The following is a 23,389-nucleotide window of genomic DNA, read 5'->3' as shown; positions in this document are numbered from 1 at the left end:
GTTCAGCTGGCCATACAGCGCCTTGCGCTCGGCGAAGAACTGCGGGCTGTTCAGGTGCCGGTGCGCAACGAACTCGCGCTGGTGCAAACGCTCGATGCCTTTGAGCGTGTCTTCCACCTGCCCCAGCCCCCGCGACAGCATGTCCTTGCCCACCCCCATCGACTGGCTCGCGCCGTTGAGCACACCGGCGATCTCGGCCATATGTCGCATCATGAAGTCGGCTTCTTCGGTGCTAAGCTGCGCCAGCGACGCCCGGGCACTGCGGGCCGCAGCCATCAGTTCGGCTTCTTCGCGAGTGCAGGCGTAGCTGTGCTCGGGGGCGCCAAGCACGAATAGCTCGCCCGCCTTGAAGCCTTGGTCGAAGGTGGGGTTGAGGCGATGCACCAGCGACAGCGGCAGGTTGCCCGGCAGCGCGGCCAGCTGTTGCAGCACCTGCTCGCCGGTCATGCTGCGCGGCACGATATAGAAACCGGGTTGCAGCCCTGAAGGGGTCGCCATGGCGGCTTGTGGGGTGAGTGTGGCGCGTTCAGCAGCCACCGGTGAAGTGACAGGCGCCTTGGCCGGGGCGGCCTGGGACGATGCGATCAGGCGGTTGCTGCCCAGCGGGCAGCCACAGCGCACGCGGGCGCCGTCGACGACGGTGGGTACGCCATCCTGGAGGAAGCGCTGTTCGCCGTCGATGAGGGTGCCCACCTGTCCGCACTTCGGGCAGGCGGTGGTCTGGTCGCCTTCGAGCAGCCAGGCACGGCCATTCACGTTACCCGCTGCGCGGTCTCCGATGCAGGTGGCGCCGGTGGTGGTGCGGTCGCCCACCAGGCCCTGCCCCTTGCCGAAAATCACGATGCGATAGGTCATGGGCGGTCACCTGCGGCGATGCCCTTGAAAGGGTTGCGGGTCATGCGGCCTTTCCTTTGTACGCAGAAAACGCCGAACGCTAGCAGCTTGAGGACGCCTCCGACGGCGCCGGAAGCAGATCAAGAAACGTCCTACAGCAACAGCAGAACACTCACTCGAACATGCCTTGTCCTTAACAAAAAAACTCCGCAAGAACGTATTGATATCTGTCAGAAGCTTTGGCCCACCTTTCGCCCCATTCGCAATCGAGGCGGCACAGCGAAAGCGAGCTTACCCCGCAATGGGTTACCATACCGCCCTCACCCAAATGCCCCCTGCCGCTCATCCAACGGATCTTCCATGCGTCTGTTTCACACCTCCGACTGGCACCTTGGCCAGAGCCTGCATGGCCAGGAACGCGACTTCGAACATGCCTGCTTCCTCGACTGGCTGCTCGGCCAACTGCACCTGCGCCAGCCCGATGCGCTGCTGATCGCCGGCGACATCTTCGACACCGTCAACCCGCCGGTCAAAGCCCAGGAGCGCCTGTACGACTTCATCGTCCAGGCCCATGAGCAGCAGCCCAAGCTGGATATCGTGATGATCGCCGGCAACCACGACTCTGGCTCGCGCATCGAGCTGCCGGCGCCGCTGATGCGCCGCCTGCGCACCCATGCCCTGGGCCGGGTGCACTGGCTGGACGAAGGCCAGCTGGACGCCGAACGCCTGCTGATCCCGCTGACCAACGCCCGCGGCAAGGTAGCGGCCTGGTGCCTGGCCCTGCCCTTCCTGCGCCCGGCCGAAGTCACTGGCCCGGCACTGGGGGACGACTACCTGCAAGGCATCACCCAGGTGCACGAGCAACTGATCGCGGCAGCGCAGAAAAAGCGCAAGAAGGACCAGGCCCTGGTCGCCATCAGCCATGCGCACATGGCCGGCGGCAGCATCTCGGAAGACTCCGAACGCAGCCTGATCATCGGCAATGCCGAAGCCCTGCCGGCGCGGCTGTTCGACAAGGCCATCGGCTACGTTGCCCTTGGCCATCTGCACAAGCCGCAGAAGGTCAACCGCGAGAACCGCATCCGCTACAGCGGCGCGCCGATCCCGCTGTCGTTCGCCGAGATCAACTACCCGCACCAGGTGCTGGAAGTGGAGCTCGACGGCAGCGAACTGGTCAGCGTCGAGCCACGCCTGGTCCCGCGCGCGGTGGCCCTGCAGCGGGTCGGCCCGGCCCCGCTGGGCGAGCTGCTGGTACAGCTCGGCGAACTGCCAGTGATCGACCTGCTCGAAGACCCCAACCGCCAACCCTGGCTCGAAGTAAGGGTAGTACTGGACGAGCCGCAGCCCGACCTGCGCCAGCAGATCGAGGGCGCCCTGCAGGGCAAGGCGGTGCGCCTGGTGCGCATCAGCGCCGAGTACGCAGGCGCGGGCCGCCAGGAAGACGATGAACTGGCGTTCGTTGAACTGGCGCAGATGACCCCGCAGGACCTGTTCGGCCGTGCCTGGCAGCAGGCCTACGGCAACCCCGCCGACGAGCAGGCCCTGGCCGATTTTGCCGAGCTGCTGCAGGACGTCCTGCACGAAGAGGAGCAGCCATGAAGATTCTTGCCATTCGCCTGAAGAACCTCGCCTCGCTGGCCGGGCCGATCGACATCGATTTCACCGCAGAGCCCCTGGCCAGCGCCGGCCTGTTCGCCATCACCGGGCCCACCGGCGCCGGCAAGAGCACCCTGCTCGATGCCCTGTGCCTGGCCTTGTTCGGCACTGTGCCGCGGCTGAACGACATTGCCCGGGAAGCCAAGGTGCCCGACGCCGACGGCGACATCCCCACCTCGGACCCGCGCAACCTGCTGCGCCGCGGCACCGGCAGCGGTTTTGCCGAGGTCGACTTCGTCGGCATCGACGGCAGCCGCTACCGCGCCCGCTGGGAAGCCAACCGCGCCCGCGAGAAAGCCAATGGCAAGCTGCAGAACAGCCGCCAGAGCCTGTACGACCTGGACAGCGAACAACTGCTGGGCAGTGGCAAGAACGAATACAAGCAGCTGATCGAAGCACGCCTTGGGCTTAACTTCGAACAGTTCACCCGCGCGGTAATGCTGGCCCAGAGCGAGTTCGGCGCCTTCCTCAAGGCCGACGACAAAGAGCGCAGCGAACTGCTGGAAAAGCTCACCAACACGGCGATCTACACCCGCCTCGGCCAGCGCGCCTTCAGCAAGGCGCGGGAAACCGGCGAACGCCACAACGACCTGAAGAAGCAGGCCGAGCACCTGCTGCCGATGGCAAGCGACGCCCGCGCCCTGCTCGACCAGCAGCTGGAGCAGGCGCAGCAGCAGTTCAAGGCCGACCAGGCCCGCCAGCGCCAACTGGAACAGCAGCGCGCCTGGTTCGACGAACAACGCCAGCTGCAAGCCCAGCACGGCGAAGCCCAGGCAACGTTGCAAGCCGCCGAGCACACCTGGCAACAACTGGCCGAGCAACGCCTCGACCTGCAGCGCCTGGAGCGCCTTGCACCGCAGCGTCACCAGTTCCATCGCCAGCAGGATCTGGCCGGACAATTGGCGCCGCTGGCCGTGGCGATTGCCGAACAGCAGCGCCAACAAGGTGAACTGCATAGCCGCACCAGCGAACTTGAGCAGGCGCTGGAAACGGCGCGCCAGGCCCTGGCCCAGCATCAGGCCCAGCACAGCGATAACGCCCCGCGTCTGCGCCAGGCATTCGCCGCCCAAGGCGACCTGGCCCGCCTCGACAAAGAGCTGGGCGAACAGCGCGCAGCGTGCCAGCAGGCGGTGCAGGAAGTCAGCGACGCTGAGCAACACCTGCAGCAGTTGCAAGAAAACCAACTGCGCAGCCAGCAGCAACTGACGCAGATCGATGCGGCACTGGCCGACAGTGAACACCTGGGGAGCCTGGCCAACGCCTGGCAGGCCTATCTGCCGCAATTGAAGCAAGTGATGCAGATCGGCGGCCGGCTGGCCAAGGGCCGCGAGGAGCTGCCCGGCCTGCAGGCCCAGCTGAGCCAGGCCAATGCCCAACTGCAAGCCCAACGCGACAGCTTCGAGATGCTGTTCCGCGAAGCCGGCGCCGAACCCCATGCGCTGGCCGAACAGATCGACCTGCTCGGCGGCATGCTCCAGGACAACCGCAAGCAGCAGCGCGCCGTCGAGGAGCTTGCCCGCCTGTATGGCCGTGAGCTGGAACTGCGCCAGGCGACAGACGCCCTGCGTGATCGCCAGCAGCAGGCCATGCAGCAGCGCCAGCAATTGATCGGCGCAGGCACCGCGGCCAAGAGCGAGCTGGAAAATGCCGAGCAGGCACTGACACTGACCCGCCAGTTGCTTGATCGCCAGCGCCTGGCGCGCAACACCAGCGTCGAAGAACTGCGCGCACAGTTGCGCGATGGCGAGCCGTGCCCGGTATGCGGCAGCGCCGAGCACCCGTTCCACCAGCCAGAGGCCTTGTTGCACAGCCTGGGCCGCCACGACCAGGCCGAGGAGGAGGCAGCGCAGAAACACGTCGAACAGCTCAACACCAGGCTGGTGGAGCTGCGTACCGAGTTGGGCGTGGTCAACGCCCAGCTCAAGGAGTATCAGCAGCAACAGCTCAAGCTGGGCGAACAGCTACAGCCGTTGCTCGATCACGTTCAGGCCCATGCCCTGTGGCCGGCGCTCGCTCCCCAGGACGACAAGGCTCGCAGCGCCTGGCTCGACGGCCAGTTGCGCCGCCTGGGCGAGGAAATCGACCGCGACGAGAAACGCCAGGGCGCCCTGCTCGCCTTGCAAAAGGACGCCGCTCGCCTCACCCAGCAGCTGCAGGCTGCCAGCGAGGCCCAGCAACAGGCCCAACGCCACCTCGACCAGCAACACCAAGCCCTGGCTGCCGACCAGCAGCAGCTGGAGCAGGGCCTGAACGACCTGGCCAGCGTGCTGCCCCAGGACATTCTCCAGGCGCTGCGCGACGACCCGGCCCAGGCCTTCCTCGGGCTTGACCAGCAGATTGCCCTGCGCCGCCAGCAACTCGACCAGCGCAAGGACGAGCAGGAAGAACAACAGGCCCGCCAGCAACAGCTGGACAAGCTGCGCGACCAGCAACAGGCCCGCCAGCACAATCAGCAGCAACTGCTGCAGAAAATCGCCGCACTGGACGAACAGCGCCAGCAGGCCCAGGCCACCCTCGGCGAACTGCTCGGCGAGCAGGCCAGCGCCGAAGCCTGGCAGCAGCATATGGAAGCGCAGCTGGAACAGGCTCGGGCCGCCGACGCCGACACCGCCCAGCGCTTGCAGGTATTGCGTACCCAGGGTGTGCAACTGGCCGCTGAACTCAACGCCAACAGCCAGCGCCAGCAGGCTCTGGAGCACGAGCACCAGCAGCTGCAGGGCGCAATCACCCAATGGCGCAGCAGCCACCCCGAACTGGACGACGCCGGCCTCGATCGCCTGCTGGCCATCGACGACGCTCAGCTCGGCGAGCTGCGCCAACACCTGCAGGCGGCGGAAAAGGCCATCGAGCAAGGCCGGGTGCTGTTGCAGGAACGCGAACAGCGCCTGCAGCAACATGCCGCCCAAGCCCATGGCGAACTGCCGGTCGAAGCACTGGAGCAGAGCCTCGCCGAGCTGCAACAGCAGTTGGTCACCCAGGAGCAGCAATGCGCCGAACTGCGCGCCCAACAGGCCGACGATCAACGCCGCCAGCAGGCACACCAGGCCCTGGCCGAGCAGATCGACCAGGCCTATCAGCAGTGGCAACGCTGGGCACGCCTGAACGCCTTGATCGGCTCCGCCTCGGGCGATGTGTTCCGCAAGATCGCCCAGGGCTACAACCTCGACCTGTTGCTGCACCACGCCAACAGCCAGCTCCGCCAGCTGGCCCGGCGCTATCGCCTCAAGCGCGGCGGCAGTGCCCTGGGCCTGCTGGTGCTGGACACCGAGATGGGCGACGAACTGCGTTCGGTGCATTCGCTGTCGGGCGGCGAAACCTTCCTGGTTTCGCTGGCACTGGCCCTGGGCCTGGCCTCGATGGCGTCCAGCACCTTGCGCATCGAATCGCTGTTCATCGACGAGGGCTTCGGCAGCCTCGACCCCGAGTCGCTGCAACTGGCCATGGATGCCCTCGACGGCCTGCAGGCCCAAGGCCGCAAGGTGGCGGTGATCTCCCACGTACAGGAGATGCACGAGCGTATCCCGGTGCAGATCCAGGTGCGCCGCCAAGGTAACGGCCTGAGCGATGTCGAGGTGAGCGGGTGATCCTCTACTCGTTCCGCCGCTGCCCCTGGGCCATGCGCGCGCGCCTGGCCCTGCGCTATGCGCAGTGCCCGGTGGCGATTGTCGAAGTGGCAATGAAGAACAAGCCGGCCGAGCTGCTGGCACTGTCGCCCAAGGGCACGGTGCCAGTGCTCGATACCGGGGATGGGGTGCTGGAAGAAAGCCTGGATATCATGCGTTGGGCCCTTGCCCGGCATGACCCCGAGGACTGGCGCCTGCTGGCCGACCCGGCCGCGGCGCAACGGGCCGATGCGCTGATCGCCCGCAACGACAGCACGTTCAAGACCCAGGTGAACCTGTACAAATATGCCGAGCGCTACCCCGAGCATTCCCGGGAACATTACCGGCAACAGGCCGAAGCGTGGCTCGTGGAGCTGGAAAGCTTGCTCGAAAGCAGGCCCTACCTGCTGGCCGAGCACCCGAGCCTGGCCGATGCCGCTTTGCTGCCCTTGATGCGCCAGTTTGCCGGGGTCGAACCACAGTGGTTCGCCGAGGCGGCTTATCCGCGGGTGCGGAGCTGGTTGCAGGGCTGGCTGGAATCAGACCTGTTCAAGGCCATCATGGCCAAGTAGAGCACCTCAAAGCGCCAGGATCGGCGCCGACATCAGCAACAGCACTACCGCCGTGATACGCCACATCATGCTCTGCCCCTTTGGAGAGTCAAAAATTTAGCGTCAAATTAAATCACATGGCGTTGTGCTATTACCAATGGCTTTTCACACTCAATTGGAGTGCTTGCTCAGGGCGGCATGGAAGTGCGCGCTCTGTTGCAGGTATTTGTCGGTGTAGCTGTGGGTAGTGGACGGCTTGCTGCTGTGTTCGGCCTGCGCGTGTGCCGGGAGCACGACCGAGGCGGAGATGGCGGAAGCAGCGATGAGCGAGAAGAGATTGAAGTTCATGTGGGCTGACCTCGACTTCGGTGGTTTGACGTTGGCCCGTCGGGGCCTTGGGTCAAAACTTACGCCGATGCAGCCGCTGGCTGAAATTCATTGCGGCAGTAGCAAATATCACGGCAATCGATAATTGCCTCGCCCTGCACTCTGCCTGTGGGAGCGGCGGTTCGCCGCTGCGATTCACCCGCAAAGATGGACCCCGGTGCCTGGCACGGGCTATGCCCGTGTTCGCGGGTAAACCCGCTCCCACAGGAATCGCGCAGCTGTTTGAATGGCGAGTGAGTCAGTTGCTCCCACAAGCAAGACGCATCACTCGAGGAACTTGAGGTCCGACGGCGCCGGCTGGTCAAACTTCTGCACGGTCTGGCCAAGGGTGCCCTTGCGCGGATCACGTTGCATCACCACGATCTGGTTGCTCTTCTGGTTGGCTACCAGCAGGAAGTCGCCACTGGGGTCGAGGGTGAACTCCCGGGGATGATCGCCCTCCACCGAGCGGCGCTGCAGCAGGGTCAACTGGCCGTCGTCCTTGCCCACCGCATACACCACGATCTCATTGGCCGTGCCACGGTTGCTGACGTAGAGGAAACGGCCATCCGCAGACAGGTGCAGCCCGCCGGCAGCTTTGGCGGCGGCGTCCTTGAGGTCGGTCAGCGGCAGGCGCTGGCGCTCGGTGAGCGCGCCATCCTGGGCATCGAAAACCACCACTTCGGCGCTCATTTCCAGGGTCAGGTAGGCGTGCTTGCCCTTGGCGTCGAACAGCAGATGCCGCGGCCCGCTGCCCGGCGGCAGGTCGACCGCCGGCGGGATCGCCGGGCTCAGCGGGTGTTCGGGGCTGGCGCCGTCGTAGCGGTAGATGAACACCTTGTCCGCGCCCAGGTCGCAGGCGTACAGGTGGCGACCATCGGGCGACAGCACCAGCGAATGCACATGGGCACCGGCCTGGCGCTCGGGGTTGACCTTGCTCGGCGCATGCCGCGCCTGCTGCACCGCCGCTTTGAGCTTGCCGTCCTTCGCCACCGGGAGCACCACCAGGCTGCCGCCGGGGTCGGGGGCGACGGCGTAGTTGGCAACAAACAGATAACGCTGGTCGTGGCTGAGGCTGGCGTGGGTCGGCTCATCGCCCTGGCTGGATACCTGGTTCAGCGGTTTGATCTCGCCCTTGGCGCTCAGCGAAAAGCTGCTGGCGTGGCCTTGCGCAGTCTCGTTGACCGCGAACAGCAGGCGCTGGTCGGCGGACAGCACCAGCCATGACGGGCTGACAGCCTTGACCACCTGCTGGGGCTTGGCATCGATGTGGCCGTTGCGCTCATCAAAACCGTAACGGTAGATACCCTGGCTGGGGCCATCGGTGTAGCTGCCCACCAGCAAGGTGGCGGCGTGGGCATTGATTGCAAGGGTCATGAGGCTAGCGGTCAGCAGGCTCGTCCACGTCCGATTCATCTTCTTCATCCGGGGCTCTGAAAGCACTCATACAGACTAGACGATGCTCACCCTCGGCAGAGGCCAGCCGCCAGTCGTCGCCCGCGCCAGTGGCGGCGGCGACTTGCTCGGGGGTGAAGGTCCAGCGGCGCAGCTGGCGGCCGTCCATGCACTCGATCACAAGGCCGGTTTCGTCGAAGGTGAAGTCGAAGGCGTGCAGACCGTCGATCAGCAGCATGTCGCAGGCTGCGAGGGTGGTGGCGAGGGTGGACATGGGAATACCTAGGGAAAATAGGCAGCCATTATATCCTCTGGAGCCACTGCACAGGCTGTCGACTTACCCGTCATCAATACGTGGGAGCGGGCTTGCCCCGCGATGACATCAGCCTGGGCATCATCACCGCCTGACCGACCGCCATCGCGGGGCAGGCCCGCTCCCACATACGTCAATGGGCGAAGATCGACCCGCCCTCCTTGCCCGCCAGCTTCTCGGGTTTAATCAGGAACCGCGCCAGAGCCGGCAGCAGCCACAGTGCGCCGAACATGTTCCACAGCAACATGAAGGTCAGCATCAGGCCCATATCGGCCTGGAACTTGATGGCCGAGAAGATCCAGGTGCACACGCCGATGGCCAGGCACAGGCCGGTGAACAGCACCGCCTTGCCGGTGGAGCGCAGCGTCTGGTAGTAGGCCTCCTGCAGTGGCAGGCCTGCGCGCAGGAAGCTTTCCAGACGGCTGTAGATGTAGATGCCGTAGTCCACGCCGATGCCCACACCCAGCGCCACCACCGGCAGCGTGGCGACCTTCACGCCAATGCCCATGAACGCCATCAGCGCGTTGCCCAGCACCGAGGTGAGCACCAGCGGCAGCACGATGCACAGGGTGGCGGCAAAGGAGCGGAAGGTGATCATGCACATCACCGCCACGCACAGGTAGACCAGGATCAGGATGGTCAGCTCGGCCGACTTGATCACTTCGTTGGTCGCTGCCTCGATCCCGGCATTACCCGCCGCCAGGAGGAACTGCAGGCCGTCCTTGTTGTGGCTGTCGGCAAAGGCCTTGGCCGCGGCGGTGACCCGCTCCAGGGTTTCGGCCTTGTGGTCGTTGAGGAACACCAGCACCGGTGCCAGCGAGCAGTCGCCGTTGTACAGGCCGTCGGCACGGGCGATGGAGTTGTTGAGGATGCCCGGGTTGCGCGACAGCGTCTCCCACTTCAGGCTGCCCTCGTTCATGCCCTTGATGACCTGTTTGGACACGGTCACCAGGGAGATGGTCGACTGCACGCCCGGGGTGTTGTCCATGGTCCACATCAGTTCGTCGATGGGCGCCATGGTCGAGTGGATCGAGCAGCTCTCGGCCGGGGTCTTGACCATGATCACCAGCACGTCGGAACTGGTCGAGTAGTTGCTGATGATGAAGCGGTTGTCCTGGTTGTAGCGCGAATCGGGGCGCAGCTCCGGAGCACCCTGGTCGAGGTCGCCGATCTTCAGGTTCTGGCTGTACCAGAGGCCGCCGGCGAAGGCCAGCAGTGCCAGCACGATGGACACCGGCGCCACCTTGGGGCTGGCGAAGTTGGCCAGCAGGCGCCAGAACGGGTGCTCGCGGGTAGCGTCCTTCTTGCTGCGCTCGATGGCCTTCTGGCTGATGCCGACATAACTGATGGCCACGGGCAGCAGGATCAGGTTGGTGAAGACGATCACTGCCACGCCGATCGAGGCGCCGATGGCCAGCTCGCGAATTACCCCGATATCGATGATCAGCAGGGTGATGAAGCCCACGGCGTCGGCCAGGATGGCAATCATCCCCGGCAGGAACAACTGGCGGAAGGTACGCCGGGCTGCGGTCAGGGCATTGTCGGCCTCACTGGACTGCAAGGCGATGCCGTTGATCTTCTGCACCCCGTGGGAGATGCCGATGGCAAAGATCAGAAACGGCACGAGCATCGAATACGGATCGAGCCCGAAGCCCACCGCATGCATCAGCCCCAACTGCCAGACCACCGCCACCAGGGTGGTGATCAGCACGGCGATGGTGCTGCGGATGCACCAGGTGAACCAGTACAGCAGCGCCCAGGTGATCACCAGCGCGATGCCGAAGAACATCGCCACCATCACCAGGCCGTCGATCAGATCGCCGACCTTCTTGGCGAAGCCGACGATGTGGATCTTGACGTTGGGGTTTTGCGCCTGGAACTTGTCGCGGATCTTTTCTTCCAGCTGATGGGAGAACTGCTGGTAGTCGAGCTTGACCTGCTTGCCTGGGTCCTGAGGGTCGGGGAAGCTCTCCAGCAACGGAATGTCGACGATGCTGGACTTGAAGTTGTTGGCCACCAGGCGCCCGACCTGGCCGGACTTGAGCACGTTGTCGCGCAGGGTGTCGAGGCTGCCCTGCGAGCCGTTGTAGGTGTTGGGGATCACCTCGCCGCCGGAGAAACCTTCTTCGGTGACTTCGCTCCAGCGCACACTGGGGCTCCACAACGACTTGAGGCCGGCGCGGTCGACGCCGGGGATGTAGAACACTTCGTCATGGATCTGACGCAGCGTTTCCATGTAGTCCTTGTCGAAGATGTCGCCGTTGACCGCCTCGACCGAGATGCGCACGGTGTTGCCGAGGTTGGCCAGGTCGTTGCGGTGCTCCATCATCTGCTCGATGAAGGGGTGCTGCAGCGGGATCATCTTTTCGAAACTGGTGGACGGGCGGATCTGCGTGGCCTGCCAGAACAGGAACAGGCTCACCAGCACGCAGATGGCGATGACCATGGGGCGGTTGTTGAAGATCAGGCGTTCCAGCAGGGTGGCCTTGTCCTTGTGCTGCATGTCGAAGCTCTCCCGGCTGGTCATGGGCGCACCTCCTGGGTGCCGTCGGCCGATGCCAGGTGCACACCGCCCTGCCCTACCAGCAGCAGGCCGCCGCCGGCGAGGCCGCTGACCCCGGCCAGGGCGACGCGGTCGGCGCGGTTGCGCACGCTGAAGGTCTGACCGTCGTCATGGCTGCGCAGCACGCTGCCGCCGTTGCCGACCAGTACCACGCTGCCATCCTCGAGTAGCGTAGCGCTTGCCAGGCCGAATTCGAGCGGGCCACGCTCGGCCCGAAGCTCGATCGGCTGCCAGCTGTCACCGAAATCGGTGGAACGGAACAGGTTGCCGCGCAGGCCGTAAGCCAGCAGGGTGTTGGGCTGGGCGGTACCGATCACGCCGAACAACGAGCCCTCGTAAGGGCTTGCGACCTTCGACCAGCTCTGGCCGTTGTCGCTGGAGCGGAACATGCTGCCCTGCTCGCCGACGATGAACAGGCCGGCGCCTTTCACCACGGTGATGGCGTTGAGGTGCAATTGGTCGGGGTTGTCCAGACGCTCGCCGACGTCCTGCCAGTGCTGGCCACCGTCGAGGGTTTCGAGCACCGTGCCATAGGCGCCGACGGCAAACCCCTGTTGCGGGTCGAGCATGCGCACATCGAGCAGCGGGGCTTCGCGGGAGCGGTCTTCGAACTGCTTGCTCCAGGTCGCGCCGCCGTCGCTGCTGGCGAGGACCTGCGCGTCATGGCCCACGGCCCAGCCGCGCTTGTCATCGAGGAAGAACACGGCGGTGAGCAGTTGCCGGGTGGGTACCCGGGCCTGGGTCCAGGTCTTGCCCTGGTCGTCGGAGAACAGGATATGGCCGCGATCGCCGACCACCACCAGGCGCTTGCCTGCGTGGGTGGCACCGATCAACAGGCTCTGGCTGGCCTTGGCCGACTCCACCGAGTATTCCTCGGCGGCCACCGCCGCATCGACGCTGCCCGCCCATGCCGCCAGTGCCAGCGCCAGCATCGCGCTGGCCGCCAATGGCCAGACGCCGTGCCGGCCCCGTGCCGTGATCCGCTCTCTCATGACTGCCCCCTGTTGTGTTCTTGTGCTGGGTCAATCTATTGCCAGGTGCCGAGAAACCCTGTTCCAGAGCCCTGGAATAGCTTCGGGCCATCCTATCGGGGTAATCCGACAGAAAACAACGAGCGGGACGTTATGTTTTGTTAACCGGCAAAAACATCGCGGGGCAAGCCCGCTCCCACGCCGATCACCGTGGGAGCGGGCTTGCCCCGCGATAGAGCAGAACCAGGCTTACGCCAGGCTCTTGCTCACCACCTCATACACATCACTGGACAGCGCGCCCGACGCCAGAATCCGCTCCAGCTCACCCTTCATCAGCGCCTGACGCTTGTCGTCATACTTGCGCCAGCGGGTCAGCGGCGCCAATTGGCGCGAAGCGATCTGCGGGTTCAGTGCATTGAGCTCGATCACCAGGTCCGCCAGGAAGCGATACCCCGAACCGTCGGCGGCGTGGAAGTTGACCAGGTTCTGCCCGGCGAAAGCACCGACCAATGCCCGCACCTTGTTCGGGTTCTTCAAGGTGAACGCCGGGTGCTGCATCAGCGCCTTGACCCGCGCCAGCCCGCCCGGCAAGGCACTTGCCGCCTGCACGCTGAACCATTGGTCCATGACCAGCGGGTTGTCCTTGAAGTGCTCGGCGAAGGTTTCCAGGGCCTTGGCCCGCTCAGCCTCGAACGGCGAGTTGACCAGCACCGCCAGGGCGGTGAGGCGCTCGGTCATGTTGTCGCACTGATCGAACTGCTCCAGGGTCGCTTGCACGACCTGCGGCTTGCCACTCAACATCAGGTACGACAGCGCAATGTTCTGCAGGCTGCGGCGCGCGAAGTGCTCGGCAGAGGCCACGTAAGGGGTCTTGCGCGATACGTCGCGATTGGCCTGGTAGCGGGCCCACAGGGCTTCGAACAACTGCTCGGCGATCTGCCGGCGGGCAAACTCGCGGGCCGCGTGGATGGCGTCCACATCGGCCACCTGGCTGATCTCGGCGAGGTAGGCCTCGCCCGGCAGCGAGAGCATCTCGGCAACCATGGCAGGGTCCAGCGACTCATCGCCAACCACCGCGCCCAGTGCGGTGATCAGGCGCTGATCAAGCGTGAGCGCTTCGCCACGCTGGTGCTGGCCTATCAGTTCCTGGAGCACCTGCACCGACAACTGCTGCCCCGCTTCCCAGCGGTTGAAGCCGTCGCTGTCGTGCTGCATGAGGAACATCAGCTGGTCGCGATCGTACGGGAAGCTCAGCTTGACCGGGGCGCTGAAGCCGCGCAGCAACGAGGGCAGCGGCTGGCTGGCGATACCTTCGAAGGTGAAGGTCTGCTCGGCCTCGGTCACCGACAGCACGCGGCTGGTGCCGCTGGCGGCGCTTTCGCCGGCCAGGCGCAGCGGCAGGTCGTTGCCTTGGGCGTCCAGCAGGCCGAGTGCCACCGGGATCACGAACGGCAGCTTCTCGACCTGCCCCGGGGTCGGCGGGCAGCTCTGGCGGAAGCTCAGGCTGTAGCGCTGCGCAGCGGCATCGTAAGCCTCGCTGACTTCCAGGCGCGGGGTACCGGCCTGGCTGTACCAGCGCTTGAACTGGGTCAGGTCGACGCCATTGGCGTCTTCCATGGCCTTGATGAAGTCGTCGGTGGTCACCGCCTGGCCGTCATGGCGCTCGAAATACAGGTCGCTGCCTTTACGGAAGCCCTCGGCCCCCAGCAGAGTGTTGACCATGCCGACCACCTCGGCGCCCTTCTCGTACACCGTCAGGGTGTAGAAGTTGGAGATCTCGATGAAGCTGTCCGGGCGGATCGGGTGGGCCATGGGGCCGGCGTCTTCGGCGAACTGGTGGGTGCGCAGGTAGGCAACGTCCTCGATGCGCTTGACCGTGCGCGAGTTCATGTCGGCGCTGAACTCGGCATCGCGGTACACCGTGAAGCCTTCCTTGAGCGACAGCTGGAACCAGTCGCGGCAGGTCACGCGGTTGCCCGACCAGTTGTGGAAATACTCGTGGGCGACCACGCCTTCGACGCGCTGGTGGGCGGCGTCGGTGGCGGTCTCGGCACGGGCCAGCACACAGCTGGAGTTGAAGATGTTCAGGCCCTTGTTTTCCATGGCGCCCATGTTGAAGTCGTTGACCGCGACGATCATGAAGATGTCCAGGTCGTATTCACGGCCGTAGACCTCTTCGTCCCAGCGCATCGACTTCTTCAGGCTGACCATGGCGTGGTCGCACTTGTCGAGGTTCTCTTCCTCGACATAGATGCGCAGGGTCACGTCGCGGCCGGACCGACGGGTGAATTCACTCTCGACACACCACAGGTCACCCGCCACCAGGGCGAACAGGTACGCCGGCTTCTTGAACGGGTCTTCCCAGGTGGCCCAGTGGCGGCCGTCTTCCGCCGGCCCGCTGCCGATCGGGTTGCCGTTGGACAGCAGCACCGGGTAGCGATGCTGCTCGGCGATCACCGTGGTGGTGAACACGCTCATCACGTCCGGGCGGTCGAGGTAGTAGGTGATCTTGCGAAAGCCCTCGGCCTCGCACTGGGTGCAGAACATCTTGCCGGACTTGTACAGGCCTTCCAGCGCGGTGTTGCTTTCCGGGTGGATCTTCACGCTGGTGTCGAGGGTGAAGCGCTCGGTTTTCGGCTGCAGGGTCAGGCTGCTGTCGTCGAGTTGGTAGTCGCCCGCTTGCAGTTCCTGGTCATCCAGCGAAGCGCGCAGCAACTCCAGCTGCTGGCCGTCGAGCACCAGTGGCGGCAAGCCCGCGCCACGCGCGGGGTTGCGGTGCATGACCAGTTGCGCGTGCACCAGCGTGTGGTCCTCGAACAGCTCGAAGGTCAGGTGCGTCTCGTCGATCAGGTACTCGGGGGCCTGATAGTCCTTGAGGTAGATCACTTGCGGTTGTTCGGTACGCATGGTGACGATCCTTTACTGGAGCACGGCCAGTTGATAGGCCGTGTACTTGCGAATGTTGATCACGCCGGTGTCGAAGATCAGGTACTGGCCCTTGATGCCCAGCAGCGTGCCTTCCACGACCGGGTCCTTGTCGAGGTTGAAGCTGACGATCTTTTTCGGGTAAGCCTCGACCGGGTAGCGCATCTGCACCACCTCGGCATCGGGCAGCGGCTGGATGGCCTGCAGGCCAAAGCGCTCCTGCAGCCCACGGATACCGTCGGCGCAGGCGTCGAAAATCTGTTCGCGGATGGCTACCAGGTCGAGCACCTCGGCATCGCCCTTGAGCAATGCACGCCAGTTGGTGCGGTCCGGCACCTGGCTGCGCAGGATATCTTCGACCAGCCCGGACTGTTGCCGGGTGGCCACGCGCATGATCGGCAGCGCCTGGCTGGCGCCCTGGTCGAGCCAGCGGGTGGGCAGCTGGGTGGCACGGGTGATGCCGACCTTGATGCCCGACGAGTTGGCCAGGTACACCACGTGGTCGGTCATGCAGAACTGCTCGCCCCACGACGGCTCACGGCAGGTGCCGGCATCGTAGTGGCAGCGTTCCGGGGCCATGATGCACACGTCGCACTGGGCCAGCTTGGTCATGCAGGGGTAGCAATATCCCTGGCTGAAGCTGGTCTTGGTGCGCTTGCCGCAGTGGGTGCAGTGGATGGCGCCGAGGTACTCCAGGCGGATCGACTGGCCGATCAGCGGGTTCACCGGCACCTGGGTATCGTCCAGGCGGAAACTGTATTGAACGACCGGTGCTTCCAGACGCACCGCCATCTTGCTCAAAGAGCCGCGAGCGAGTTCGATCAATGTACCGAGTCCGACTTGAACAGGATGTTGGCGATCGGCGCGGATTTCGACGCGCACTCTTGCGGCCCCATGTAGCCGGTGCGCTGGTCTTCGGGCAGGTTCTGGATTTCCCAGGCGATCACGGCCTGCAGCGACAGCTCCTTCTGCTCGGCGGTGAGCTTGCGGCCATCGGACCATTTGCCGATTTCGACGGCCGTTTTCAGGCTTTCGTAGATTTCGGGGGTGATGTTTTCGATCATTTGCGCGAACGTGGACATGGTGTCTCCTCAGTCAGGCGGACAGTTTACGCCGGGCGAGCCATCCACCCAAGAGCCCGGTCAGGCAACCGATGAGCAACCCGCCCACGTGCGCGGCATTGGCGATCTGGCCGAAGCCGAGCTGGCCGACCACACCGCTCAGGCACACCAGCAGCCAGATCAGCATCATTGCCAGCACGCCCCGGGGCAGGCTGAACTGTGGGTTGGGCGCGAGCTTCTGGTACAGCCAGACATGCCCGAGCAAGCCGTACAGCACGCCGGACAAACCGCCGAACAGGCTCGGCCCGCTGGTGAAATGCTGGGCCAGGTTGGACACCAGGCTGAACAGCAGGGTCAAGGACAGCAGCGTCCAAGGGCCCTGGCGCAGTTCGATGCGCTTGCCCAGCTCCCAGTACCACATGCCGTTCATCGCCAGGTGCAGCACGCCGAAGTGCAGCAGCATCGGCGAGACCAGCCGCCACCACTGCCCGTCGCCGAGTGCCTGCAACAACGGGGTGAAATACAGGTACTCGCCCTGCACCTGGAACGGCAGGAAGGTGAACCAAGCGATGGTGGTCAGGTTGTCGCCCAGGCCGGTCAGGCCGGCGACCACCAAAGACAGGAACAGGACGCTGGCGGTGACCTTGCAGGCCATGGCCTGTTCTTTCAAGGAGGGCGCAGGCGCGCTGCCTTGCGCAGGCTCCGGGATGGCTTGCAGATCGGCATTGCCGTCGGGGTAGCGCGTGTACAGCTCGCGCACATCCTCGGCAATGGCCGGCGGCACCCACAGCACCTGCTCCTCGCCCTCCTCGACCACCCGGTGCGGCACCTGCAGGCGCCGCAGCAGGGCGACGAAACCACTGAGGTCGACCGCCAGCGGCAGGCGCAGCACTTCGATCACATTCATTGATTGGCCTGTGGGCGTTCGACGTCGACCCAGACGAACTTGTGCGGGTCGATGCGGGTTTCGTCATCCAGCCGGTAGGCGGCCAGCTTGCCGTACAGCACGGCACTGTAGTCCAGGCAGGCCAGGTTGCCGCGGATCGGCGCCGGGCGGCCGCTGCGCCAGTAGTGGCCAACGAACAGCAGCGGTTCGTCCTCGGTGTAGCGCAACAGGGCGTTCTTCTGGTGATGGCTGAGCGGCGCACGCGCCACCTCGTCGGGCAGCGCGTCGGGCTGGAAGACGATATCGCCGTAGGTCTGCGGGTCCTCTTCCCAGAACTTGGTGCGGAAGAAGGCGCGGGTCAGGCCATCGCCGCCGGTCAGCGTCAGGCCATCCGGCAGGCGCATGTCGGTGCCGCGCAGCAGGCGATTGCACACGGTGGAGGCGAAGCTGCCGGACACGGCCGAGGCCTGCACGAAGTGCTCGTCGATGCAGCCGTTGGGGTACTGCTGGCGCAGCGGTTCGATCAGCTGCGGGTCCCAGCAGGCGTGCACCAGGCGGAAACGCCCGGCGTCGACGAACAGCGGCAGCTCGTAGAACCACTGGATGAAGTCGTGCCAGTCGCCGGGGTGCTGGGCGAACTGGGTGAGGGTCTCGTCGATCAGCCGGGCATGCCGTGGCGTGTGCTCGCGCACGTAGGCCTTGCCGCTGCCCGGCAGGGCAGGCGTGACCCAGCCCAAGGCGTTGTATTCGTGGTTGCCCATGATGCAGAAGGCCTGGCCGGCCTCGACCATGTCGTGGACGATGTGCAGCGCTTCGCGAATGCGCGGGCCGCGGTCGACGATATCGCCGAGGAACAGCGCCTGGCGCCGTGGGTGCCGCCAGACACCGCCGATGCGTTTGTAACCGAGGGCGTCGAGCAGGCGCTCGAGGGTGAGCGCACAGCCGTGCACGTCACCGATGATGTCGAAACTGCGCGCCGGATCGAGCATCAGTCGTCCCTGCCCCCCAGGCGGCTGCCCCAGCCAAGCTTGGTGCGGCAGACCTCGTAGTAGTTGTGGTCCAGCGGATGAATCAGGCGTAGCTTCTGCGGCTTCTTGCTCACCGTGATGGTGTCGCCGGGGGCGCAGGTGAAGTGGTTCTGGCCATCACAGGAGACCTGCGGGTAGATCTGCAGGTCGTTGGACACCACGATTTTCAGCTCGCTGTTGCCATCCACCACGATCGGCCGGCCCGACAGGGTGTGCGGGTACATCGGCACGATGACGATGGCGTCGAGCTTGGGGTGCATGATCGGCCCGCCGGCGGACAGCGCATAGGCCGTGGAACCGGTGGGGGTGGCGACGATCAGGCCGTCGGCCTTCTGGCTGCAGACGAACTGGCCGTCGATGTAGATCTCGAACTCGATCATCCGCGTCGACTTGCCCGGGTGCAGCACCACGTCGTTGAGCGCATCGCCCTGGCCGATGGCCTCGTGGTGGCGGCGCACCTCGGCCTGCAGCAGGAAGCGGTTCTCCACCAGGTAGTGGCCGTCGAGCACTTCGGCGACTTTCTGCTCCAGCTCATCGGGGCGGATATCGGTGAGGAAACCCAGGTTGCCGCGGTTGATGCCCAGCACCGGGATGTTGTGCCGGGCCAGGGCGCGGGCGGCGCCAAGCAGGCTGCCGTCGCCACCGACCACGATGACCAGGTCGCACACCTCGCCCAGCAGCTTGCGGGTGGAGGTTTGCAGGCCGTGGCCGGGCAGTACTTCGGCGATGGTGTCCTCGAGGATCACGTGCAGGTGGCGCTCGAGGAGGAATTTTTTCAGTCGGCGAATGGTGTCGAGCACCTGGGAGCTGCCAAGGCGTCCGATGATACCGATATTGCGAAATTGCTCCATGGTGCTCCTGCAAGGCTCTGCGGCGGGGTGACTATGCCGGGATTATGGGCGAAAGCACCGGGCAGCGGCAAACCGGCTATGCTCGCGGGATGATGCCCTTCGCCGACCTCGCCCCCCTGCCCCGCCAGTTGCGCCACCCCGCGGTGCGCGACCTGGCCTGGACGATCCTGTCGCCGCCCCTGCTGCAAGACGCCCCGCAGCCACAGCGCCACCCGCTCCACGCCAGCGGCTGGGCCGACGACCCGGCGCGCCTGGCCGACTGGCTGCGCGCCCTCGACCAGGCCCCGGCGCCGTTGCTCGAAGGGCTGGCACGCCTGAGCAGCCGCAGGCTGGGGCTGTATTACGAAGCGCTGTGGCAGTTCGCCTTGCGCCAGGCGCCGGGCATCGAGCTGCTGGCGGCCAACCTGGCGATCCGCGATGGCGGGCACACCCTGGGCGAGCTGGATATCCTGCTGCGCGACCGCGAAGGCGATCATCACCTGGAGCTGGCAATCAAACTTTACCTGGGGCCCAGTACGGGTAAGGGCAGCGACCCCGCCGACTGGCTTGGGCCTGGTTGCCATGACCGGCTGGGACAGAAACTGGCGCACCTGGCGCAGCACCAGTTGCCCATGTCGAGTGGGCCGCACAGCCGTCAGGTGCTTGACGCGCTGGGCGTGAACAAGGTGCAGGCACACCTGTGGCTCGGCGGTTATCTGTTCTATCCCTTGGCCGGCCCGCCAGCCCGACCGCCCAGCGGCAGCAACCCCGAACACCTGCGTGGCGGCTGGCTGCACCGGCGAGACTGGGCCTACGACCCGGCGCAGCGCTGGCAGCCCCTGCCCCGCCATGCCTGGCTGGCACCGGCACACCTGGCGCCAGGGGACAGTTTGAGTGCCGCGCAATTCCAGGCGTGGCTGGCAGGGCTGGACGCCCACGCACCCGCGCAGCTGCTGGCCAGAATGACGCAGCAGGCAGACGGGGGCTGGGAAGAAGTAGAGCGGGTATTCCTGGTGGCCGACAGCTGGCCGCACCTGCCTGGGTGATGAGCCCAGGCCCCTTCAGCGGCTGACCCGCGAAGAGGCCCGGCAGGCGGTCGCGAAGATCAGGAGGCCTCGGCCACAGGCTCAGGCGCCGGGCAATGTGCCTGGGCATCTTGCGGCCACAGCACCTTGCCCTTGCCATCCACTACCTGCTCCGCGCCACATGGCAGACGGTTGGTGTCGAACACCACGGTGCCGTCCAGCCGGTACAGGGCACGCAGGGTTCGCACGGCGTCGTCGCCATTGCCCTCGACCCTGTAGCCGAAGATCGCACCCCTTGCTTCGTCAACCTGCAGGTCTTGCCATTTGGCCGGCACCAGCAGCTTGCCGTCGAGGTCGTACAGCGCCCGCGACGCATCCGAAGTGCTGCCCTCGGAAGCCACCAGGTGATGCCCGTCCGCCGTCAGTTTGAGCATCACGAACTGCTCAGGCTTGATCAGTACCTTGCCCTGCGCGTCCATCAGGCCCACGGTGGCTGCCTCGCTCGGCATGCCGAGGAATACCACGGTCTTGCGCGGCGACTTCAGTTCGGTGAAGGCAAAGCGCTGGGGGGTGATCACGCCGATCTGCTGGTAGGTGGGCTGGACCAGCACTTTGCCCTGGTCCAGGTCGATGGTGCCGTAGGTCGCCAGGAAGGCGTTCTGCAGCTTGCCGATATGGTTGAAGCCCGGGCGATGGCCGCTCATGCCCATCAGGCCGAGGCCTGCGTCACCGACCGAATCGTATTCGGGCTGGATCAGCCACTTGCCGTCGTGGCCGATCATGCCGGCCTTGCCACGGTCTTGCTCGGTGCGTGGCACCTGGACCATGGCGCCGGTCTTGCCGAAGGTTTCGCAGCTCTGGTATTGCGCCTCGATGATCACCTTGCCTTGGTAGTCGAGGTAACCACAGGGTTTGTCGTAGCCATCGCGGTAACCCACCAGGCCAGCGCCCGGGGTGCCCAGCCAGTATTTACCGAGCGGGATCACCAGATCGCCTGCGGCATTGGCCAGGCCGACACCGGATTGCCCTTCGCGGGAGACCACCAGGAAACCGTCCGCCGCGCTGGAAATGGTGTCGAAATCAAGCTTGCGCAGCACCTTGGTCTGCAGGTTGTAGCCCCAGTTTTCACTGCCTTTCTGGGCGAGCACCCAGTTGCCGCGCTTGGTGAAATCGTCGCGTATGTACAACGAATCGAACACCGCTTCGCTGACCTTCTCGCCCTTGGGCGTAAGAATGCCGCGCCGCTCATCCAGCTCAACGACGATGAAGTCATTCTCGCCACCGACATAGATGCTATCGAACGCGGCCGGCAGGACTTCCTTGCCCTGCTCGTCCATCACCCCGGACTTGCCATCGCGCACGAAGCCGAACAGGCCCGGCGTCAAGGGGAAGACCTCATCGGTGAGCTCGGCGCGCAGCACATGCTTGCCGTCGCCACTGGCCAGATTCCAGTAGTCGCCTTTGCCAAAGATGAAGGCATTGGTGAAGGGCTGGGTGTAGATCAGGTCGTAGTCGTTGTCGGGGCCTACGCGAAAGGCGCCATTTTGATCCAGTACCGCGCACTGGTCGTTGACGCACAGCGGAATGGTCATCTGGGCAACCGGCGGCGTCTTGACGGCCGGGGCTTGCTCACAACCGGCAAGCAACAGGGAAAGGGAAGCGAACAGCGCCGCCCGAGGGGCGGTAATCAGGGGTTTCATTGAACACATCATCCTTGTGCGATAGAAAACAGGCGCAGGCCCATGGCCAGCACCTGGTTGGCTATGTCGGCTGCACTTGATAGATCTGAAGCAAGCCGTTTTTCACGCCAGCGATTAAAGTTGAGAGCAGGCGCCAATCAAGAGCGCCCTTCCAGACCTGATGACGAGGATCCACCATGGTTTCATCCACCCCCGCAGCCCACTACTCGCGGCTGTCGATCACCCTGCACTGGCTGATGCTGGTGCTGCTGGCCGCCGTCTACGCCTGCATCGAGCTGCGTGGCCTGTTCCCCAAGGGCAGCGCCGAACGCGATGTGATGAAGGACCTGCACTTCATGCTTGGCCTGAGCGTGTTTGTGCTGGTGTGGCTGCGCCTGGCCCTGCGCCTGTCGCGCCCCACCCCAGCGATCGTGCCCAAGCCACCGGCCTGGCAGACCGGGCTGTCGCACCTGGTGCACCTGCTGCTGTACCTGATGATGATCGGCCTGCCATTGGCCGGCTGGGCGATCCTCAGCGCCGCCGACAAGCCGATCCCCTTCTATGGCCTGGAACTGCCGGCCATCGTCGCGCCGGACCCAGACCTGGCCAAGTTCATCAAAGGCTGGCATGAACGCATCGGCAGCTGGGGCTACTGGCTGATCGGCCTGCACGCGCTGGCTGGGCTGTATCACCACTACGTGCGCCGCGACAACACCCTGCTGCGCATGCTGCCCTACAAGTAACCGCGTCGCCCCTGCAGGCCACCGCTGTGCAGGAACACCAGGCGGGTGCCGGGCATGAAGCGCCCGGCCGCCACCTGGTCACGCAGGGCCAGCAGCGCCTTGCCGGTGTACAAGGCTTCCAACGGCATGCCGGCCAGCTGTTCGCTCTCGGCGACGAACGCCAACAGCTCGTCGTCGATCCGGGCAAAGCCGCCACGGCTGGCTTCATGCAATGTGTATCCGTACGTGCCCGCCAGGGCCGCTACGGTTTGCGGCACGCCATGATCCAGGGGCACGGCCAGGGCGCCATGCACCGCATGCCTGCCCTGCTCCGCCAACACCAGCCCCGCCAGGGTGGTGCCGGTACCGGCGGCCAGCCACCAGGCGTCGTAGTCCTGCCAACCCAGCACGGCCAGTTGCGCCCGGCACTGTTCGACGATCAGCGCGCAGCCCTGGGCACCGGCGGGGCCGCCGCCGCCTTCGGGGATGCAGTGCCAGCCCGGATAACGGGCCTGCCAGGGCTGCCAGAAACCCGCCTGGTGCCGGTCTCGGTAACCGGCGAAGCCCAGCCAGTGCAATTGCATGCCCAGCGCCCGAAGGTCGCGCACGGTTGGCGTGTCCTGCTCATGGCCACGCAGCAGCCCGGCGGTGGCGAAGCCGAAGCGCTTGCCGGCGGCGGCCAGGGCATGCAGGTGGTTGGAGTGGTTGCCGCCCAGGCTGATCAGGCCCGGTGATCCGGCCTGCCGGGCTTCGAGCAGGTGGTGACGCAGCTTGAACCATTTGTTGCCGCTGATCAGGGGATCGATCAGGTCAAGGCGCAGGACGGCGGCCTCCACACCGGCATGCCGGAGCCAGGGCAGGTCGAGGCGTTGCAGGGGGGCTTGGGGTAGGGAGAATTCGGGCATGGCGCGAGTTTATCAGTTGCCCGGACAAACGCATCGCGGGGCAAGCCCGCTCCCACGATAGCCCGTGGGAGCGGGCT

General features: G+C 65.3%; 19 protein-coding genes. 5 read left to right on the top strand and 14 right to left on the bottom strand.

Features of this window, described 5'->3' with window-relative positions:
- The coding region (locus DM373_RS23685; RefSeq protein WP_167409861.1) for a PAAR domain-containing protein at positions 1 to 855 on the bottom strand (855 nt) is incomplete at its 3' end.
- A 339-nt stretch (positions 856 to 1,194) separates the two neighbouring features.
- Between DM373_RS23685 and DM373_RS23680 the strand changes: the two genes are divergently transcribed.
- Genes DM373_RS23680 through DM373_RS23670 form a run of 3 tightly spaced genes read left to right on the top strand, consistent with a single transcriptional unit; the run spans position 1,195 to position 6,664 of the window.
- Complete coding sequence (locus DM373_RS23680; protein WP_110995868.1) at positions 1,195 to 2,433, top strand: exonuclease SbcCD subunit D C-terminal domain-containing protein; 1,239 nt, start codon at positions 1,195 to 1,197, stop codon at positions 2,431 to 2,433.
- Positions 2,430 to 6,074 (top strand): AAA family ATPase, encoded by a 3,645-nt coding sequence (locus tag DM373_RS23675; RefSeq protein WP_110995867.1) that lies wholly within the window; start codon positions 2,430 to 2,432, stop codon positions 6,072 to 6,074. The genes DM373_RS23680 and DM373_RS23675 overlap by 4 nt, the downstream gene beginning before the upstream one ends.
- Positions 6,071 to 6,664, top strand: a complete 594-nt coding sequence (locus DM373_RS23670) for a glutathione S-transferase (protein WP_110995866.1) — start codon at positions 6,071 to 6,073, stop codon at positions 6,662 to 6,664. The genes DM373_RS23675 and DM373_RS23670 overlap by 4 nt, the downstream gene beginning before the upstream one ends.
- A gap of 150 nt (positions 6,665 to 6,814) precedes the next feature.
- On the opposite strand, the gene DM373_RS29010 is transcribed toward DM373_RS23670, so the two are convergent.
- From DM373_RS29010 to DM373_RS23620, 11 genes are all read right to left on the bottom strand, one after another.
- Entirely contained in the window at positions 6,815 to 6,991 is a 177-nt protein-coding gene (locus DM373_RS29010; RefSeq protein ID WP_167409860.1) for a hypothetical protein, read from the bottom strand.
- 303 nt (positions 6,992 to 7,294) lie between these two features.
- Complete coding sequence (locus tag DM373_RS23665; RefSeq protein WP_110995865.1) at positions 7,295 to 8,425, bottom strand: lactonase family protein; 1,131 nt, start codon at positions 8,423 to 8,425, stop codon at positions 7,295 to 7,297.
- On the bottom strand, positions 8,391 to 8,678 hold the full coding sequence (locus DM373_RS23660) for a DUF5629 family protein (RefSeq protein ID WP_110995864.1): 288 nt from the start codon (positions 8,676 to 8,678) through the stop codon (positions 8,391 to 8,393). The genes DM373_RS23665 and DM373_RS23660 overlap by 35 nt, the downstream gene beginning before the upstream one ends.
- A gap of 172 nt (positions 8,679 to 8,850) precedes the next feature.
- Positions 8,851 to 11,244 (bottom strand): efflux RND transporter permease subunit, encoded by a 2,394-nt coding sequence (locus tag DM373_RS23655; RefSeq protein WP_110995863.1) that lies wholly within the window; start codon positions 11,242 to 11,244, stop codon positions 8,851 to 8,853.
- Positions 11,241 to 12,272 (bottom strand): WD40/YVTN/BNR-like repeat-containing protein, encoded by a 1,032-nt coding sequence (locus tag DM373_RS23650; protein ID WP_110995862.1) that lies wholly within the window; start codon positions 12,270 to 12,272, stop codon positions 11,241 to 11,243. The genes DM373_RS23655 and DM373_RS23650 overlap by 4 nt, the downstream gene beginning before the upstream one ends.
- Positions 12,273 to 12,500: 228 nt before the next feature.
- The gene (gene pepN / locus DM373_RS23645; RefSeq protein WP_110995861.1) at positions 12,501 to 15,158 is read right to left on the bottom strand and encodes an aminopeptidase N; all 2,658 of its coding nucleotides are present in this window, start codon (positions 15,156 to 15,158) and stop codon (positions 12,501 to 12,503) included.
- Between the two features lie 12 nt (positions 15,159 to 15,170).
- On the bottom strand, positions 15,171 to 16,001 hold the full coding sequence (locus DM373_RS23640) for a DUF2797 domain-containing protein (protein ID WP_110995860.1): 831 nt from the start codon (positions 15,999 to 16,001) through the stop codon (positions 15,171 to 15,173).
- On the bottom strand, positions 15,998 to 16,258 hold the full coding sequence (locus tag DM373_RS23635) for a YeaC family protein (RefSeq protein WP_110995859.1): 261 nt from the start codon (positions 16,256 to 16,258) through the stop codon (positions 15,998 to 16,000). The genes DM373_RS23640 and DM373_RS23635 overlap by 4 nt, the downstream gene beginning before the upstream one ends.
- A 13-nt stretch (positions 16,259 to 16,271) precedes the next feature.
- On the bottom strand, positions 16,272 to 17,144 hold the full coding sequence (locus tag DM373_RS23630; protein WP_110995858.1) for a rhomboid family intramembrane serine protease: 873 nt from the start codon (positions 17,142 to 17,144) through the stop codon (positions 16,272 to 16,274).
- Complete coding sequence (locus DM373_RS23625) at positions 17,141 to 18,112, bottom strand: metallophosphoesterase (protein ID WP_110995857.1); 972 nt, start codon at positions 18,110 to 18,112, stop codon at positions 17,141 to 17,143. Before DM373_RS23625 ends, DM373_RS23630 begins: the two co-directional genes overlap by 4 nt.
- A complete protein-coding gene (locus DM373_RS23620) occupies positions 18,112 to 19,002 on the bottom strand; it encodes an NAD(+) kinase (protein ID WP_110995856.1) in 891 nt (296 codons plus the stop codon). The genes DM373_RS23625 and DM373_RS23620 overlap by 1 nt, the downstream gene beginning before the upstream one ends.
- Before the next feature lie 44 nt (positions 19,003 to 19,046).
- Between DM373_RS23620 and DM373_RS23615 the strand changes: the two genes are divergently transcribed.
- Positions 19,047 to 20,027, top strand: a complete 981-nt coding sequence (locus tag DM373_RS23615; protein ID WP_110995855.1) for a DUF1853 family protein — start codon at positions 19,047 to 19,049, stop codon at positions 20,025 to 20,027.
- A 59-nt stretch (positions 20,028 to 20,086) separates the two neighbouring features.
- On the opposite strand, the gene DM373_RS23610 is transcribed toward DM373_RS23615, so the two are convergent.
- Complete coding sequence (locus tag DM373_RS23610; protein ID WP_167409859.1) at positions 20,087 to 21,706, bottom strand: WG repeat-containing protein; 1,620 nt, start codon at positions 21,704 to 21,706, stop codon at positions 20,087 to 20,089.
- 176 nt (positions 21,707 to 21,882) lie between these two features.
- On the opposite strand from DM373_RS23610, the gene DM373_RS23605 reads away from it, so the two are divergent.
- Positions 21,883 to 22,428 (top strand): cytochrome b, encoded by a 546-nt coding sequence (locus DM373_RS23605; RefSeq protein ID WP_110995853.1) that lies wholly within the window; start codon positions 21,883 to 21,885, stop codon positions 22,426 to 22,428.
- Here the strand turns inward: DM373_RS23605 and DM373_RS23600 are convergent.
- On the bottom strand, positions 22,419 to 23,312 hold the full coding sequence (locus DM373_RS23600; RefSeq protein WP_110995852.1) for a 1-aminocyclopropane-1-carboxylate deaminase/D-cysteine desulfhydrase: 894 nt from the start codon (positions 23,310 to 23,312) through the stop codon (positions 22,419 to 22,421). The two genes, DM373_RS23605 and DM373_RS23600, sit on opposite strands and share 10 nt — an antisense overlap.
- Positions 23,313 to 23,389: the final 77 nt, after the last annotated feature.

Origin of the sequence: Pseudomonas sichuanensis (assembly GCF_003231305.1) — a bacterium.
GTDB lineage: Bacteria > Pseudomonadota > Gammaproteobacteria > Pseudomonadales > Pseudomonadaceae > Aquipseudomonas > Aquipseudomonas sichuanensis.
Note: the sequence above shows the minus strand (reverse complement) of the source record. Positions and strands in the feature narration are given on the sequence as shown.

What these genes read in the sequence shown, in the direction of transcription:
- DM373_RS23620 (WP_110995856.1), bottom strand. Translation starts at nt 19,002, where the DNA reads ATGGAGCAATTTCGCAATATCGGTATCATCGGACGCCTTGGCAGCTCC.
- DM373_RS23610 (WP_167409859.1), bottom strand. Translation starts at nt 21,706, where the DNA reads ATGAAACCCCTGATTACCGCCCCTCGGGCGGCGCTGTTCGCTTCCCTT.
- DM373_RS23675 (WP_110995867.1), top strand. Translation starts at nt 2,430, where the DNA reads ATGAAGATTCTTGCCATTCGCCTGAAGAACCTCGCCTCGCTGGCCGGG.
- DM373_RS23650 (WP_110995862.1), bottom strand. Translation starts at nt 12,272, where the DNA reads ATGAGAGAGCGGATCACGGCACGGGGCCGGCACGGCGTCTGGCCATTG.
- DM373_RS23660 (WP_110995864.1), bottom strand. Translation starts at nt 8,678, where the DNA reads ATGTCCACCCTCGCCACCACCCTCGCAGCCTGCGACATGCTGCTGATC.
- DM373_RS23625 (WP_110995857.1), bottom strand. Translation starts at nt 18,112, where the DNA reads ATGCTCGATCCGGCGCGCAGTTTCGACATCATCGGTGACGTGCACGGC.
- DM373_RS23680 (WP_110995868.1), top strand. Translation starts at nt 1,195, where the DNA reads ATGCGTCTGTTTCACACCTCCGACTGGCACCTTGGCCAGAGCCTGCAT.
- DM373_RS23600 (WP_110995852.1), bottom strand. Translation starts at nt 23,312, where the DNA reads ATGCCCGAATTCTCCCTACCCCAAGCCCCCCTGCAACGCCTCGACCTG.
- DM373_RS23665 (WP_110995865.1), bottom strand. Translation starts at nt 8,425, where the DNA reads ATGAATCGGACGTGGACGAGCCTGCTGACCGCTAGCCTCATGACCCTT.
- DM373_RS23630 (WP_110995858.1), bottom strand. Translation starts at nt 17,144, where the DNA reads ATGAATGTGATCGAAGTGCTGCGCCTGCCGCTGGCGGTCGACCTCAGT.
- DM373_RS23635 (WP_110995859.1), bottom strand. Translation starts at nt 16,258, where the DNA reads ATGTCCACGTTCGCGCAAATGATCGAAAACATCACCCCCGAAATCTAC.
- DM373_RS23615 (WP_110995855.1), top strand. Translation starts at nt 19,047, where the DNA reads ATGGGCGAAAGCACCGGGCAGCGGCAAACCGGCTATGCTCGCGGGATG.
- pepN (WP_110995861.1), bottom strand. Translation starts at nt 15,158, where the DNA reads ATGCGTACCGAACAACCGCAAGTGATCTACCTCAAGGACTATCAGGCC.
- DM373_RS23655 (WP_110995863.1), bottom strand. Translation starts at nt 11,244, where the DNA reads ATGACCAGCCGGGAGAGCTTCGACATGCAGCACAAGGACAAGGCCACC.
- DM373_RS29010 (WP_167409860.1), bottom strand. Translation starts at nt 6,991, where the DNA reads ATGAACTTCAATCTCTTCTCGCTCATCGCTGCTTCCGCCATCTCCGCC.
- DM373_RS23605 (WP_110995853.1), top strand. Translation starts at nt 21,883, where the DNA reads ATGGTTTCATCCACCCCCGCAGCCCACTACTCGCGGCTGTCGATCACC.